Raw genomic sequence first — 15,587 nt, 5'->3', positions numbered from 1 at the left:
CGGCCGCCGGTTGGGTCACGCGGTCACTTCTTGTAGATCCGCTTGCGGGTCTGTTCGAGTTGCGCGAGCACCGTATCGAGCTGCGCGGGATTCGCGAGGAACTGCTGCATCCCCTTCATCCCCTCGTCGGCCATTTCCTTGGTCATGTCGCGGTCGTAGAACTGCGCGACGCCGCCCTTCGTGTCGGCGAGGATCCGGAAGCCGATGCGCGAGATCGGATCGGCCGGCTCGGGCGACTTGCTGTTGGCCGACAGCGAGCCGAGCCCTTCGGCGAGCTTCGCGCCCATCTCGGGCGTTTCGACGAACGCGAGGAACGTGTGCGCGTCGGCCTTGTTCTTCGCCTTGGTCGGGATGTGCAGCGATTCGACCGGGCCGTCCTCGGCGGTCGGCACCTTCGGGTCGATGATCGGGAAGCGGTAATAGCCCATGTCCGGCTTCACGTTCGGCGGGAAACCCGCCGCGATGAAGGTGCCCATCAGCATCATCGCGGCCTTGCCCTGGAACAGGAACGGCTGCGCGCCGTCGAGATCGTAGGACAGCGCGTTGTCGATGAAGTACCCCCAATCGATCAGCGATTTCCACGTCGTGTAGACCTTCTTCACGCGCGGGTCGGTGTACGGCACGTCGCCGGCCATCAATTGCTGGTGGAACGCGTTGCCGTTCAGGCGCAGGTCGAGATAGTCGAACCAGCCGGCGAGCGTCCACGCGTCGCGGCCACCGATCGCGATCGGCGTGATGCCGGCGGCCTTCAGTTTCTTGCACGCATCGAGAAACTGGTCCCACGTCTTCGGCTCGTCGGCGATGCCGACCTTGCGGAACAGGTCCTTGCGGTAGAACAGCCCCCACGAGTAGTAGACGGTCGGCGCCGCGTACTGCTTGCCGTTATAGGACGACGCGCTGCGCGTCGACGCATACATCGCATCCCAGCCGTTCTTCGTCCAGTCGCCGCTCAGGTCCTCGAACAGCCCGCGCTTCGCGTAGTACGCCATCCGTTCGCCCGCGTGCCAGTTCACGACGTCCGGCGCGACGGTGGTGAGCCACGCCGGGAGCTGCACCTTGTACGCTTCCTCGTCGACGAAGGTCGGCTTCACGTCGATGTCGGGATGCGCCTTGTGGAACGCTTCGATCGTCGACTGCCAGACCGCGCGCTGGCTCGCGCCCTTGAACGCGATGTTGAGGGTCAGCGTGCCGGCATCGGCGGGCGCCGTCGTGCCGAGCGACGCGAAGGCGACCGCGGCGGCCGTGGCGAGCCGGGCGGCGGCGCGAAGGGGGCGATGTGTCATGGTGTCTCCAGTCCTGTGTGTCGTTGTGCGTGCCCGGCGCGTCACGGCGCCGGTGAGGGGTTACGAACGGCTTCGATACACGGCTACGTCCTGCGGTCCGACCTGCGCGGCGCCGAACACGAACGCCGACGGCGGTACCGCGTCGATCGTGTGCGGCGTGCTGCCGTAGTTGAACACGTAGGTCAGGCCGCCGCGGCGGCTCACGCGTACGCCGTCGGGCAGCGGCGTCGGCGCGAGGCCCGCTTCGGCCGCGACATCGGCGAACAGGCGCATGGTGGTCGCGTCGTCGAACAGCGCGGCCCAGTAATGCAGTGCGCCATGCGACACGCAGGCGGGATGACCGTCGGCGAAGCGCGCATGCACGACGCTGCGCGTGTCGTCGTGCAGTTCGACGAAGTCGCGCCAGTGGCGCGCCGCGCCCGCGAGCGGCGAGCCGTCGCGCAGCGTGCCGTCGATCCGTTCGGTCAGGTTCGGCCGCAGCGATTCGACGCGCCACACGCGTACCGGCAGGATCGACGCGAGCGGGCCGGGCGGCAGCGCCGGCGGAATTTGCAGGTCGACGGTTTTCGAGCCGGTGCGCGGTCCGAACACCACATGGGCGCCCGATGCGGCGAGCCGTGACGCGAAATCGTCCGGCACGATCGGCAGCGGCGGCACCACGACGACGCGGTAGCCGTCGAGCGGCGCGTGCGCGGACACGATGTCGACGTCGAGGCCGAGCGCGCGCAGCGCCGAGTAGTACTCGAACGCGAAACGCGGGTAGTGGAAATCGGCACCCTGCGGCTGCACTTCGAACAGCCACTTCGCCTCGTAGTCGAACACCAGCGCAACGGGCGCGCGCACCGCGCCGTCCGCGTCCGCGCCGGCGTCGTGCACGGTCGCGATCTCGCGCGCGACGCGCTGCGCTTCGCGGCCGCCTTCGTCGAGCTTGTCGTCGGGCGTGTGCAGCCCCGCGTGCATCTGTTCCTGCGCGAACGGCGCCTGCCGCCAGCGGAAGTAGGACACGCAGCCGGCGCCGTGCGCGAACGCCTCCCAGCTCCACAGCCGCACCATGCCCGGCAGCGGCGCGGGGTTCCACTGCGCCCAGTTCACGGGCCCCGGCTGCTGTTCCATCACCCAGAACGGCAGCTTCGACATGCCGCGATACAGGTCGTGATTGAACGACGCGAAATCCGGATGGCCGGTGCGCAGCCAGCGCGCCTTCACGTCGGGCGCGAACCATTGCTCCTCCAGTGCGCCGAGCGGGTAGCTGTCCCACGTCGCGATGTCGAGGTCGCGGGCGACCTCGTAGTGATCGAACTCGGTGAACAGCTGCATGAAGTTGTGCGCGACCGGCCGGCCCGGCGAGTGTGCGCGGATCACGTCGACCTGCATCCGGTGATAGCGCGCGAGCTCGTCGGACGCAAAGCGTCGGTAGTCGAGGCGATGCGACGGATGGGCTTCGGTTACGGTGCCCACCGGCGCGTCGACTTCGTCGAAATGGCGATACTCCATGCTCCAGAACACGGTGCCCCATGCACGGTTCAGCGCGTCGATCGTGCCGTAGCGCGCCTTCAGCCATTCGCGGAAGCGCACGAGCGCGGCCGGCGAGTAGCTGACGACGGTCTGGTGGCAGCCGAGCTCGTTGTCGGTCTGCCAGTAGCGCACGGCCGGATGGCGGCCGTAGCGCTCGGCGACCGCCGTGCAGATCTGGCGCGACGCTTCGAGATAGGTCGGCGACGAGAAATCGTAGTGGCGGCGCGAGCCGAACGCGCGCGGCCGGCCGTCCGCGCCGATCGCGAGGATGTCGGGATGACGGTCGACCAGCCATTTCGGCGGCGTCGCGGTCGGCGTGCACATCACGATCTCGAGGCCGGCCGCGCCGAGCACGTCGACCGCACGGTCGAGCCAGCCCCAGTCGTATTCGCCCGGCGACGGCTCGATGCGGCTCCACGCGAATTCGGCGATCCGCACCTGCTCGATGCCGAGCGTTTTCATCCGGCGGGCGTCGTCGGCCCACATCGATTCCGGCCAGTGTTCCGGGTAGTAGCAGACTCCGAGGCGCATGCCGATCCTTATGCGTAGTGGTGAACGTGGACGTCGGCGCACGCGGGCACCGCGCGGCCGTCTTCGGTGAACAGGTGGCAGGCCGCGGCCGGCGCGTGCACGTGCACGCGTTCGCCGGTGCGCACCTGCGCGTCGCCGGGCACCTTCGCGATCAGCGGCGTCGCGTCGGGCAGGCCAGGCGAATCGAGGTGCACGTAGGTCTGTTCGCCCAGGCGTTCGACGAGCGCGACGTCGCGCGCGAGCGTCGTCGCGTCGGCCGCGGCGCCGAGCGTCAGGTGTTCGGGACGGACGCCGAGCGTCACGGCGGCGCCGGCGCCCAGCGCCGAGCCGTCACGCGGCAGCGCGAAGGTTTCGCCGGACGGCACCAGCTTGACGGTCGTGCGCTGCGCGTCGCACGCGGTCACGACGGCCGGCAGGAAGTTCATCCGCGGCGAGCCGATGAAGCCCGCGACGAAGCGGCTGGCCGGGTGGTGGTAAAGGTCGAGCGGCGCGCCGACCTGCGCGATGCTGCCGTGCTGCGCGGTATCCGCGCCGGCGTGCAGCAGCACGATCTTGTCGGCGAGCGTCATCGCCTCGGTCTGGTCGTGCGTCACGTAGACGACGCTCGCGCGTTCGAACTGCCGGTGCAGCCGCGCGATCTCGATGCGGGTCTGGCCGCGCAGCGCCGCGTCGAGATTGGACAGCGGTTCGTCGAACAGGAACACGCCGGGCTCGCGCACGATCGCGCGGCCGATCGCGACGCGCTGCCGCTGGCCGCCCGACAGCGCCTTCGGCTTGCGTTCGAGCAGCGTGTCGAGCTGCAGGATGCGCGCGGCGTCGCGCACCTTCCGGTCGATCTCGGCTTTCGGCACGCGCGCGAGCTTCAGCCCGAACGCCATGTTCTCGTACACCGTCATGTGCGGAAACAGCGCGTAGCTCTGGAACACCATCGCGACGCCGCGTTCGGCGGCCGGCACGTCGTCGACGCGGCGGCCGTCGATCGACAACTCGCCCGCGCTCAGATCCTCGAGCCCGGCGATCATGCGCAACAGGGTCGACTTCCCGCATCCGGATGGCCCGAGAAACACGCAGAACTCGTGCGCGCCGATCTCCAGATCGACGTCGCGAATGACCGGCGCGTGCTCGCCATAGGCTTTCTGCACGCGTCGCATCGAGATGCTCGCCATTGTCTCCGCTCCATGTTTTAATGCGCTGCACTGCCTGATTAAGCGCTTAATCATCGCGATCAAAAAAAGGGGCGATGCGATGGCGGCCGAGTCGCGCCCGTCGGTCGGGCGGCAGGGTGTGCGGCGATAGTGCGCCGCTTCGGTAAGCGAAGCAAATATTGGATCGACGTCTCATATAGTGAGCAAACGATGACAACTCTGGATGAAGTGGCGCGCCGTGCCGGCGTGACGGCCGCGACGGTGTCGAACGTGCTGCGCGATCGCGGCCGGGTCGGCGACGCGACGCGGGCGCGGGTGCTCGAAGCGGTCGACGCGCTCGGGTATCGGCCGCACCTCGCCGCGCGGGCGCTGGCGGAAGGGCGCGCGCCGACGGTCGCGCTGATGGTATCGAGCATCGCGAACCCGTTCTATCCGGAGTTCGCGCTGGCGGTCGAGCGCGCGGTGCGCCGCAACGGGCAGTTCCTGATCGTCTGCAATACGAACGAAGATCCGTTGCAGGGGCGCGCGTATCTCGACCAGATCGCCGGCACGATCTCCGAAGGGATTCTCGTGACCAATGCGAACCTGCACCTGCCGGACCTGCTCGACGTCGCGCGGCGTGGCGTGCCGGTCGTGCTGTGCCTGTGGGAGCGGCCCGACGCGCCGCCCGACGGGTTGCCGTGCGTGGCGATCGATTTCCGCGAGGCGGGACGGATCGCGACGCGGCATCTGCTCGAACTCGGTCACGAGACAATCGGCGTGATCGTCGGCGGCGCGGCGAGCGGCGTGCAGGCGGCGCGCTACGACGGCTTCGTCGACGTGATGCGCGATGCGGGGCTCGACGCGTCGATCGTCGCGGCCGAGCGTGATTCGATCGAAGGCGGGCTGTGTGCGGCGGGCCGGCTGCTCGATGCGCACCCGCGCTTGACCGCGCTGGTCGCGACCAACGACCTGCCGGCGATCGGCGCGATGCATGCGGCGGCCGATCGCGGCCGGCGCGTGCCCGACGATCTGTCGATCGTCGGCATCACCGACATTCATCTCGCGCGCGACACGCGGCCCACGCTGACGACCGTCGCGATCCCCACCGCCGAAGCGGCCGGCCTCGCGGTCGAGCTGCTCAATACGCTGCGCGAGGCGGGCGGGCAGGGCGACGACGCGTCGCGCGTGCGGGTCGCGTCGCTGCCGACGCTGACGGTGCGCGGCACGACCGGGCCGGTGCCGCGCGCGGCATGACGAAACGCGAGCGGTAGCCCGCCGGCTTCAGCCGCCTTCGACGAGCCGCAGCACGATGCGCCGGGCCGAATCGAGATGCGCGACGGTCATCGCGCGGGCGCCGCGGGCATCGCGTTCGAGGCACGCCTGCAGGATATCGTCGTGTTCGACCTGGAACGACGGAGTATCCGCGAGCAGCGTGGCCTGCAGGCGCTCGTAACGTTCGACCTGGCCGCGCAGTTCGGCGATCGACTTCAACTGCCGCGCGTTGCCGCAGCACGAATACAGCAACGCGTGGAATTCGCGGTTCAGTTCGCCTTGCCGGCGTGGCACGGTTGCATCGCCGAGCAGCCGATGCACGAGTTCGGCGCGGGCGAGCGTTTCGTCGTCGAGCCGCTTCACGCTGCGGTAGATCGCATCGCCTTCGAGCAGCACGCGCAGATCGTAGATTTCCTGCACGTCCGACGCGCTCAACATGCGCACGACGGCGCCGCGATTCCGGAAGATGTCGAGCAAGCCCTCGCGTTCCAGGCGCTGGATCGCCTCGCGCATCGGAATCCGGCTGATGCCGAAGCGCTCGGCCAGATCGCGTTCGACGAGCCGCTCGCCGGCCGCCAGTTCGCCGTTGATGATCATGTCGCGCAGCGACGCGGCGACCGCGTCCGCCGTGGAGTCGAGTTTGGCTTCCATGCCTGCCTGTTTCGTCATTTTGGAATAATGGTATACCAAACGGCCATCCAGTGCCACAATGGCCACCATCGGCGGGCTTCACGCAACGGCGTCCGGCCCGGTCGAGGCAACCGACATCAATGGAGAGCGAGATGGCATCGGGCGAACACCAGTATCGCGTCGCAGTGGAGTGGACGGGCAATCGTGGCACCGGCACGTCGGGGTATCGCGAGTACGGGCGCGATCATGTGATCCGCGCAGGCTCCAAGCCGGATATTCCCGGCTCGTCGGACCCGGCGTTTCGCGGCGACGCGGCGCGCTGGAACCCTGAAGACCTGCTGCTCGCGTCGGCATCGGCGTGCCACAAGCTGTGGTATCTGCACCTGTGTTCGGAAGCCGGCATCCGCGTGCTGGCCTATGTCGACCACGCGGAAGGCACGATGCTCGACGGCGCCGAAGCGGGTCGCTTCACCGAAATCGTGCTGCGCCCGCAGGTGACGATCCGGGCCGGCGACGATCGTGAACGCGCGACGCAGCTGCATCACGATGCGCATGCGAAGTGCTACATCGCGAATTCGGTCAATTTTCCGATTCGGTGCGAGCCGGTGATCGAGGTTGCCGCGGCGTAGGAAACCGCGGCTGCGTCGTCACAGCGCAAGCCCATAAACCTCCCGCGCCGCGGCCCGAATCGCCTCGACCATCACCGTCACCGCCGGCGAATGCAGCCGGTCGGTGCGCGTGATGATCCCGAAATCGTCCATCCGGCAATCCATCTCCAGCGGCAGCATCGTGACGATCCCGTGCCGCGCGTAGTAGCGCGCGACGTCCTCGGCGAGCACCGCGATCATGTCGCTCTGTTCGAGCAGTTGCGTGATGAACAGCAGCGCCGACGTTTCGACGAGGTTCGCCGGCGGCGCGAGGCTCGCGCGCTGGAACACGAGTTCGAAGCGGTGCCGCAGCACGCTGCCGGCCGGCGGCACGACCCACGCGGCGCGCTGTACGTCCGCGAGCGCCAGCGGCGCTTGCGCGAGCAGCGGATGGCCGGGCCGCACGACCGCGGCCACCGATTCGCCGGTCAGCGGCTCGTAGCGCAGGCGCAGCTTGTCGTGTTCGGCGGACAGCCGGCCGAGCACGATGTCGATCTTTTCCTGCGCGAGATGCTCGAGCAGCACGTTGCTGGTGTCGATCTCGACCGACACGTGCAGGCCCGCATGCGTGCCCTTCACCGCGGCGACGGCCGGCGGCACGAGCCGCAGGGCCGGCGACGTGATCGCCCCCACCGCCACGTGGCCGAGATGGCCGGCCTTCAGCGCGGCCAGCTCCTCGCGTGCCTGGTCGAGGCTGCCGAGCGCCGCGCGCGCGTGGCGGATCAGCGCGTCGCCGTACAGCGTCGGCCGCATCCCGCGTGGCAGGCGCTCGAACAGCACCGCGCCGATCGATTCCTCGAGTTCGCGCAGCAGCTTCGACGCGGCCGGCTGCGTCATGTTCAGCGCGGCCGCCGCGCGGTGGATGCTGCCTTCGTCGGCGAGCGCGACGACCAGCAGCAACTGGCGCGTCTTCAGGCGGGCGCGGTTTCCCCACGGACTGGCTTCGGTCATCGTACGGGTTTATATCGATATCGGAATCGATATCGTAATCGCCAAAAACGTCATTAGCCAGTTATCAAAATTCTGCCTAGACTGCGCCGGTATCCCGTCACCACAGGACTGACGATGTCGGCAACAAAACCCAGGCTGCGCTCCGCCCAATGGTTCGGCACGAACGACAAGAACGGCTTCATGTACCGGAGCTGGATGAAGAACCAGGGCATTCCCGATCACGAATTCGACGGCCGGCCGATCATCGGCATCTGCAATACGTGGTCCGAACTGACGCCGTGCAACGCGCACTTCCGCAAGCTCGCCGAGCACGTGAAGCGCGGGATTTCGGAAGCGGGCGGCTTCCCGGTCGAGTTCCCGGTGTTCTCGAACGGCGAATCGAACCTGCGGCCGTCGGCGATGCTCACGCGCAACCTCGCGTCGATGGACGTCGAGGAAGCGATCCGCGGCAACCCGATCGACGCGGTCGTGCTGCTCGCCGGCTGCGACAAGACGACGCCCGCGCTGCTGATGGGCGCGGCAAGCTGCGACGTGCCGGCGATCGTCGTGTCGGGCGGCCCGATGCTCAACGGCAAGCTCGAAGGCAAGAACATCGGTTCGGGCACGGCCGTGTGGCAACTGCACGAAGCGCTGAAGGCCGGCGAGATCGACCTGCATCACTTCCTGTCGGCCGAAGCCGGGATGTCGCGCTCGGCCGGCACCTGCAACACGATGGGCACCGCGTCGACGATGGCGTGCATGGCCGAGGCGCTCGGCGTCGCGCTGCCGCACAACGCGGCGATTCCGGCCGTCGATTCGCGCCGCTACGTGCTCGCGCACATGTCGGGCATCCGCATCGTCGAGATGGCGCTCGAAGGGCTCGTGCTGTCGAAGGTCCTGACGCGTGCGGCGTTCGAGAACGCGATCCGCGCGAATGCGGCGATCGGCGGCTCGACCAACGCGGTGATCCATCTGAAGGCGATTGCCGGCCGCATCGGCGTGCCGCTCGAACTGGAAGACTGGATGCGTATCGGCCGCGACACGCCGACGATCGTCGACCTGATGCCGTCGGGGCGCTTCCTGATGGAGGAGTTCTATTACGCGGGCGGGCTGCCGGCCGTGCTGCGCCGGCTCGGCGAAGGCGGGCTGCTGCCGCACCCGGACGCGCTGACGGTCAACGGCAAATCGCTGTGGGACAACGTGCGCGAAGCGCCGAACTACGACGACGAGGTGATTCGTCCGCTCGACCGGCCGCTGATCGCGGACGGCGGCATCTGCATCCTGCGCGGCAATCTCGCGCCGCGCGGCGCGGTGCTGAAACCGTCGGCGGCGAGCCCCGAACTGCTCAAGCATCGCGGCCGCGCGGTGGTGTTCGAGAACCTCGACCACTACAAGGCGACGATCAACGACGAAGCGCTCGACGTCGACGCGAGCTCGGTGATGGTGCTGAAGAACTGCGGGCCGCGCGGCTATCCGGGCATGGCCGAGGTCGGCAACATGGGGCTGCCGCCGAAGCTGCTGCGCCAGGGCGTGAAGGACATGGTGCGGATTTCCGATGCGCGGATGAGCGGCACCGCGTACGGCACGGTCGTGCTGCACGTCGCGCCGGAAGCGGCCGCCGGCGGGCCGCTCGCGGCCGTGCGCAACGGCGACTGGATCGAGCTGGACTGCGAGGCCGGCACGCTGCATCTCGACATTCCGGATGAAGAGTTGCAGCGCCGCCTGTCCGACGTCGATCCGACCGCGGCGCCGGGCGTGGCCGGCCAGCTCGGCAAGGGCGGCTACGCGCGGCTGTATATCGATCACGTGCTGCAGGCGGACGAGGGGTGCGACCTCGACTTCCTGGTCGGCACGCGCGGCGCGGACGTGCCGAGCCATTCGCATTGAGCAGGCGGGCGGCGCGACCTGCGTCGCCGCCGGTTGCGGGCCTTCCCGGCCCGCGCTTCATGAAACCGTGAACGCATGACGGCCGGCGACAACCGGGCCGAAGCAGGACGCGAACCATGACATCGAGCAGCACGCCGCGCTATCGCGGCATCTTTCCCGTCGTTCCGACGACGTTTGCCGATACCGGCGAGCTCGACCTCGCGAGCCAGAAGCGCGCGGTCGATTTCATGATCGACGCCGGCTCGGACGGGCTGTGCATCCTCGCGAACTTCTCCGAGCAGTTCGCGATCACCGACGACGAACGCGACGTGCTCACGCGCACGATCCTCGAGCACGTGGCCGGCCGCGTGCCGGTGATCGTCACGACGTCGCACTACAGCACGCAGGTGTGCGCGGCGCGCAGCCTGCGCGCGCAGCAGCTCGGCGCCGCGATGGTGATGATGATGCCGCCGTATCACGGCGCGACGTTCCGCGTGCCGGAAGCGCAGATCTTCGACTTCTATGCGCGCGTGTCGGATGCCATCGACATTCCGATCATGATCCAGGATGCGCCCGCGAGCGGCACCGCGCTGTCCGCGCCGTTCCTCGCCCGGATGGCGCGCGAGATCGAGCAGGTCGCGTACTTCAAGATCGAGACGCCGGGCGCGGCGAACAAGCTGCGCGAGCTGATCCGGCTCGGCGGTGACGCGATCGAGGGGCCGTGGGATGGCGAGGAAGCGATCACGCTGCTCGCCGACCTCCATGCGGGCGCGACCGGCGCGATGACGGGCGGCGGCTTCCCGGACGGCATCCGGCCGATCCTCGAAGCGTTCCGCGAAGGGCGGCACGACGATGCGTTCGCGCATTACCAGGCGTGGCTGCCGCTGATCAATCACGAGAACCGCCAGTCCGGGATCCTCACCGCGAAGGCGCTGATGCGCGAAGGCGGCGTGATCGCGTGCGAGCGGCCGCGGCATCCGATGCCGGAACTGCACCCGGACACGCGCGCGGAATTGCTCGCGATCGCGCGCCGGCTCGATCCGCTTGTGCTGCGCTGGGCGCGCTGAGCGATTCGCGAAGGAGAAAGGCACGATGAGTGAACCGATTTCGCTGGGCGTCGTCGGGATCGGCAAGATCGCACGCGACCAGCATCTGCCGGCGATCGCCGCCGAACCGGGCTTCGCGCTGACCGCATGCGCGAGCCGCCACGCGGAAGTCACGGGCGTACGCAACTACTCCGACCTGCGCGCGCTGCTCGCCGCCGAACCCGAACTCGACGCGGTGTCGCTGTGCGCGCCGCCGCAGGTGCGCTACGCGCAGGCGCGCGCCGCGCTCGAAGCCGGCAAGCACGTGATGCTCGAGAAGCCGCCGGGCGCGACGCTCGGCGAAGTGGCCGCGCTGGACGCGCTGGCCCGCGAGCGCGGCCTCACGCTGTTCGCGACCTGGCATTCGCGCTGCGCGAGCGCGGTCGAGCCCGCGCGCGCATGGCTCGCGCACCGCGCGATCCGCGCGGTGCAGGTGCGCTGGAAGGAAGACGTGCGGCGCTGGCATCCGGGGCAGCAGTGGATCTGGGAACCGGGCGGCCTCGGCGTGTTCGATCCGGGCATCAACGCGCTGTCGATCGTCACGCGCATCCTGCCGCGCGAACTCGTGCTGCGCGAGGCGACGCTCATCGTGCCGAGCGACGTGCAGACGCCGATCGCGGCCGAACTCGATTGCGCGGATACCGACGGCGTGCCGGTGCGCGCGGAATTCGACTGGCGCCACGGCCCCGTCGAGCAATGGGAGATCGCGGTCGACACGGCCGACGGCGTGCTCGCGATCAGCCGCGGCGGCGCGCAATTGTCGATCGCCGGCGAGCCGGTCGAGATCGGGCCCGAACGCGAATACCCGGCACTGTATGCGCACTTCCATGCGCTGATCGCGCGTGGCGAAAGCGACGTCGACGTGCGGCCGCTTCGGCTCGTCGCCGATGCCTTCCTGTTCGGCCGGCGCGTGCAGACCGACGCGTTCGGCCGCTGAACCTGCGCGCGCGCTTCGGTACGAACAAGCGCGCGCGACGAATGATTGATTACGGCACACATCACGGCATCAGCCGATACAAAGGAGACACCCATGAACCGCACGACTCACACGATTCGCCGCCATACCCTGCGCGCGCTGCTGGCCGCGCTCTGCATCGCGCCGCTCGGCATGCAGGGCGCCGCGCACGCCGACGCGCCGCTGAAGATCGGCTTCCTCGTGAAGATGCCGGAGCAGGCGTGGTTCATCAACGAGCAGAACGCGGCGTCCGCGCTCGGCCAGAAGGAGAATTTCTCGGTCGTGAAGATCGGCACGCCGGACGGCGAGAAGGTGCTGGCCGCGATCGACAACCTCGGTTCGCAGGGCGCGCAGGGCTTCGTGATCTGCGCGCCGGACGTGCGCCTCGGGCCGGCGATCGCGTCGCGCGCGAAGCGCTACAACATGAAGTTCGTGACGGTCGACGACCAGCTCGTCGATTCGAGCGGCAAGCCGCTGCCGAACGTGCCGCACCTCGGGATGTCGGCGACCAAGATCGGCAACCAGGTCGGCCAGGCGATCGCCGACGAGATGAAGCGGCGCGGCTGGAAGCCGGAAGAAGTCGGCGCGCTGCGCGTGACCAACTACGAGCTGCCGACCGCGAAGCTGCGCACCGACGGCGCGACGCAGGCGCTGCTCGCGAACGGCTTCCGCAAGGAAAACATCTTCGACGCGCCGCAGAAGACCACCGACGACGAAGGCGGCTTCAGTGCGGCGGCGCCGGTGCTCGCGCGCCATCCGAACGTGAAGAAATGGGTGATCTACGCGCTGAACGAGGAAACCGTGCTCGGCGCGGTGCGCGCGACCGAACAGCTGCACATCCCGGCGGCCGACGTGATCGGCGTCGGCATCAACGGCGCGGGCGAGGCGTTCGCCGAGTTCCAGAAGAAGGAGCCGACCGGCTTCTACGGGACGATCGCGGTCAGCTCGACGAACCACGGCAAGGACAGCACGCAGAACCTCGTCGACTGGATCCGCAACGGCAAGACGCCGCCGGCCGACACGCAGACGAGCGGCAAGCTGATGACGCGCGCGAACTGGCAGGCCGTGCGCGCCGAACTCGGTATCTGAGCGGGGCGAGGCGAGAACGCGATGACGATGCAGACGATCACGGCCGCGTCCGGCCACGACGTCGAAGCGGGCATGCGGCCGGACGGCCCGCTGCTCGCGCTCGACGGCATCACGGTGACGTTTCCGGGCGTGCGGGCGCTCGACGCGGTGTCGCTGTCGGTGCGCGCGGGCGAGGTGCACGGGCTGATGGGCGAGAACGGCGCGGGGAAATCGACGCTGCTGAAGGTGCTGTCCGGCGTGAACCAGCCGCAGGCCGGCACGCTGACGCTGAACGGCACGGCGCAGCGCTTCGCGTCGACGCGCGCGGCGCTCGAGGCCGGCATCGCGATCATCTACCAGGAACTGCATCTGGTGCCCGAGCTGACGGTCGCGGAAAACCTGATGCTCGGGCAATTGCCGAGCCGGCTCGGCGTGGTCGACGAGCGCACGCTCGCCGCGCGCGCGCTCGATGCGCTGGAGCGGCTCGGCGAGCACATCGATCCGGGCATCCCGGTGAAGTACCTGTCGATCGGCCAGCGCCAGATGATCGAGATCGGCAAGGCGCTGATGCGCGACGCGCGCGTGATCGCGTTCGACGAACCGACGAGTTCGCTGTCCGCGCGCGAAACCACGCAGCTGTTTCGGATCATCCGCGCGCTGCGCGCGGAAGGCCGCGCGATCATCTACGTCACGCACCGGATGGAGGAGGTCTATGAACTGTGCGACCGCGTGACGGTGTTTCGCGACGGTCGCCGCATCGACACGTTCGATTCCGTCGCCGATCTCGACCGCGACCGGCTGATCGGCTGCATGGTCGGCCGTTCGATCGAGGACGTGTACGGCTACCGGCCGCGTGCGGCCGGCGACGTGCTGATCGAAGCGAAGGGGCTGGCGGGGCCGGGGCTGGCCGAGCCCGTGTCGTTCACCGCGCGGCGCGGCGAGATCGTCGGCTTCTTCGGGCTCGTCGGCGCGGGCCGCTCCGAGCTGATGAAGCTGCTGTACGGCGCGGTGCGACCGAGCGCCGGGCACGTCGAGCTGAACGGCAAGCGGGTGGCGTTCGGCAGCCCGCGCGACGCGGTGCGCGCCGGCATCGCGCTGTGCCCGGAGGACCGCAAGCAGGAAGGCATCGTCGCGATCGCGTCGGTGGCCGACAACCTGAACATCAGCGCGCGCCGTCATTTCAGCCCGGCGCGCGTGCTGCTCGACGGGCGGCGCGAACGCGAGCTCGCGCAGCAATACATCGAGCGCCTCGCGATCAAGACCCGCGACGGCGACACGCCGATCGGCGCGCTGTCGGGCGGCAACCAGCAGAAGGTCGTGCTCGCGCGCTGGCTGGCCGAGCGCATCGACGTGTTCCTGATGGACGAGCCGACGCGCGGTATCGACGTCGGCGCGCGCGCGGAAATCTACAACCTGTTCTACGAACTCGCGGAAGCGGGCCGCACCGTGATCCTCGTGTCGAGCGATCTGGCCGAGGTGATCGGCGTGTCGGACCGCATCGTCGTGATGAAGGAAGGACGGGTCGCGGGCGAGGTCGCGAAGGCGCACGCGACGCCCGATGCGCTGATCAAGCTCGCGCTGCCGCGCTAGCGGCGTGCTGTTCAACCGGAAAGCAAGTGAACTGATATGAGCCAGGCAATGCAACCCCAACGTACTTCCCCGTCCCCGGATGCCGCGGCCGCGGCCACGCCCGCGCGGCCACGCGGCGGCGTGTGGCAGCTGATCAACCGCTCCGGCATCGTGATGGTGTTTCTCGTGCTGTTCGCGGTGCTGTCGATGACCGTGCCGGACTTCCTCACGCCGCGCAACATCCAGGGCCTGTTGCTGTCGGTCACGCTGATCGGCTCGATCGCGGTGACGATGATGTTCGTGCTCGCGCTCGGCGAGGTCGACCTGTCGGTCGCGTCGATCGTCGCGTTCTCGGGCGTCGTCGCGTCGACGCTGATCACCGCGACGCACAGCGTCGTGCTCGGTATCGCGGCCGGCGTGCTCGCGGGTGGGGCGGTCGGGCTCGTGAACGGCGTGCTGATCGCACGCTACCGGATCAACTCGCTGATCGTCACGCTCGCGATGATGGAAGTCGTGCGCGGGCTCGCGTTCATCACGTCGAACGGCGACGCGGTGATGATCTCGGAAGAGCGCTTCTTCGATCTCGGCGGCGGGTCGTTCCTCGGTATTTCGTATCCGATCTGGAGCAACATCGTCGGCTTCGTCGTGTTCGGCTTCCTGCTGCGCAAGACGGTGTTCGGCAAGAACGTGCTGGCCGTCGGCGGCAACGGCGAGGCGGCGCTGCTCGCGGGGCTGCCGGTGATGCGCATCAAGATCGCCGTGTTCGTGCTGCAAGGGCTCGTGACGGGCTTCGCCGGTGTAATGCTCGCGTCGCGGATGAGCCTCGGCGACCCGAAGACGTCGGTCGGCCTCGAACTCGGCGTGATCTCCGCGTGCGTGCTCGGCGGCGTGTCGCTGACGGGCGGCGTCGCGACGATCTCCGGCGTGCTGGTCGGCGTGCTGATCATGGGCTCCGTGCAGGACGCGATGAGCCTGCTGAACGTGCCGACCTTTTACCAATATCTGATACGCGGCGGAATTCTGTTGCTCGCGGTGCTGTTCGACCAGTATCGTCGCAACCAGCGGCGCGCGATGAAGATCTGATTTCGGTGATGGCGCGGCCGCCTGCG

Annotated in this window: 13 protein-coding genes; 8 read left to right on the top strand and 5 right to left on the bottom strand. The window is 68.7% G+C overall.

Going from position 1 to position 15,587, the window contains the following annotated elements:
• Positions 1-23: 23 nt before the first annotated feature.
• From H0X90_RS14300 to H0X90_RS14290, 3 genes are read right to left on the bottom strand one after another with little or no spacing between them, the layout of a single operon-like run.
• Positions 24-1,283 carry an ABC transporter substrate-binding protein gene (locus H0X90_RS14300; protein ID WP_077189862.1) on the bottom strand — a complete coding sequence of 420 codons (1,260 nt, stop codon included), beginning with the start codon at positions 1,281-1,283 and terminating at the stop codon, positions 24-26.
• Between the two features lie 60 nt (positions 1,284-1,343).
• Positions 1,344-3,329, bottom strand: a complete 1,986-nt coding sequence (locus H0X90_RS14295) for a beta-galactosidase (RefSeq protein WP_077189863.1) — start codon at positions 3,327-3,329, stop codon at positions 1,344-1,346.
• A gap of 8 nt (positions 3,330-3,337) precedes the next feature.
• The gene (locus tag H0X90_RS14290) at positions 3,338-4,495 is read right to left on the bottom strand and encodes an ABC transporter ATP-binding protein (RefSeq protein WP_058902443.1); all 1,158 of its coding nucleotides are present in this window, start codon (positions 4,493-4,495) and stop codon (positions 3,338-3,340) included.
• A gap of 189 nt (positions 4,496-4,684) precedes the next feature.
• On the opposite strand from H0X90_RS14290, the gene H0X90_RS14285 reads away from it, so the two are divergent.
• Positions 4,685-5,710 (top strand): LacI family DNA-binding transcriptional regulator, encoded by a 1,026-nt coding sequence (locus H0X90_RS14285; RefSeq protein ID WP_077189864.1) that lies wholly within the window; start codon positions 4,685-4,687, stop codon positions 5,708-5,710.
• A gap of 27 nt (positions 5,711-5,737) precedes the next feature.
• Here H0X90_RS14285 and H0X90_RS14280 read toward each other — a convergent pair whose 3' ends face one another.
• A complete protein-coding gene (locus H0X90_RS14280; protein WP_171984152.1) occupies positions 5,738-6,379 on the bottom strand; it encodes a GntR family transcriptional regulator in 642 nt (213 codons plus the stop codon).
• A 131-nt stretch (positions 6,380-6,510) separates the two neighbouring features.
• On the opposite strand from H0X90_RS14280, the gene H0X90_RS14275 reads away from it, so the two are divergent.
• Complete coding sequence (locus tag H0X90_RS14275; RefSeq protein WP_077189866.1) at positions 6,511-6,987, top strand: OsmC family protein; 477 nt, start codon at positions 6,511-6,513, stop codon at positions 6,985-6,987.
• An 18-nt stretch (positions 6,988-7,005) separates the two neighbouring features.
• On the opposite strand, the gene H0X90_RS14270 is transcribed toward H0X90_RS14275, so the two are convergent.
• Positions 7,006-7,956: a LysR family transcriptional regulator gene (locus H0X90_RS14270; RefSeq protein ID WP_077189867.1), complete on the bottom strand. Its 951-nt coding sequence runs from the start codon at positions 7,954-7,956 to the stop codon at positions 7,006-7,008.
• Between the two features lie 114 nt (positions 7,957-8,070).
• On the opposite strand from H0X90_RS14270, the gene H0X90_RS14265 reads away from it, so the two are divergent.
• From H0X90_RS14265 to araH, 6 genes are all read left to right on the top strand, one after another.
• Entirely contained in the window at positions 8,071-9,822 is a 1,752-nt protein-coding gene (locus tag H0X90_RS14265; RefSeq protein ID WP_006485093.1) for an IlvD/Edd family dehydratase, read from the top strand.
• A gap of 116 nt (positions 9,823-9,938) precedes the next feature.
• Entirely contained in the window at positions 9,939-10,868 is a 930-nt protein-coding gene (locus H0X90_RS14260; RefSeq protein WP_058902441.1) for a dihydrodipicolinate synthase family protein, read from the top strand.
• 25 nt (positions 10,869-10,893) lie between these two features.
• A complete protein-coding gene (locus H0X90_RS14255) occupies positions 10,894-11,823 on the top strand; it encodes a Gfo/Idh/MocA family protein (protein ID WP_006494295.1) in 930 nt (309 codons plus the stop codon).
• A 93-nt stretch (positions 11,824-11,916) separates the two neighbouring features.
• Positions 11,917-12,930, top strand: a complete 1,014-nt coding sequence (locus H0X90_RS14250) for an arabinose ABC transporter substrate-binding protein (RefSeq protein WP_006485098.1) — start codon at positions 11,917-11,919, stop codon at positions 12,928-12,930.
• A 21-nt stretch (positions 12,931-12,951) separates the two neighbouring features.
• A complete protein-coding gene (gene araG / locus H0X90_RS14245) occupies positions 12,952-14,499 on the top strand; it encodes an L-arabinose ABC transporter ATP-binding protein AraG (protein WP_077189868.1) in 1,548 nt (515 codons plus the stop codon).
• A gap of 36 nt (positions 14,500-14,535) precedes the next feature.
• A complete protein-coding gene (gene araH / locus H0X90_RS14240) occupies positions 14,536-15,561 on the top strand; it encodes an L-arabinose ABC transporter permease AraH (protein ID WP_006485094.1) in 1,026 nt (341 codons plus the stop codon).
• Positions 15,562-15,587: the final 26 nt, after the last annotated feature.

This window comes from Burkholderia sp. 9775_39, assembly GCF_015712225.1.
GTDB classification, from domain to species: Bacteria; Pseudomonadota; Gammaproteobacteria; order Burkholderiales; family Burkholderiaceae; genus Burkholderia; species Burkholderia cenocepacia.
This window is presented reverse-complemented; position numbering and strand designations above follow the sequence as displayed.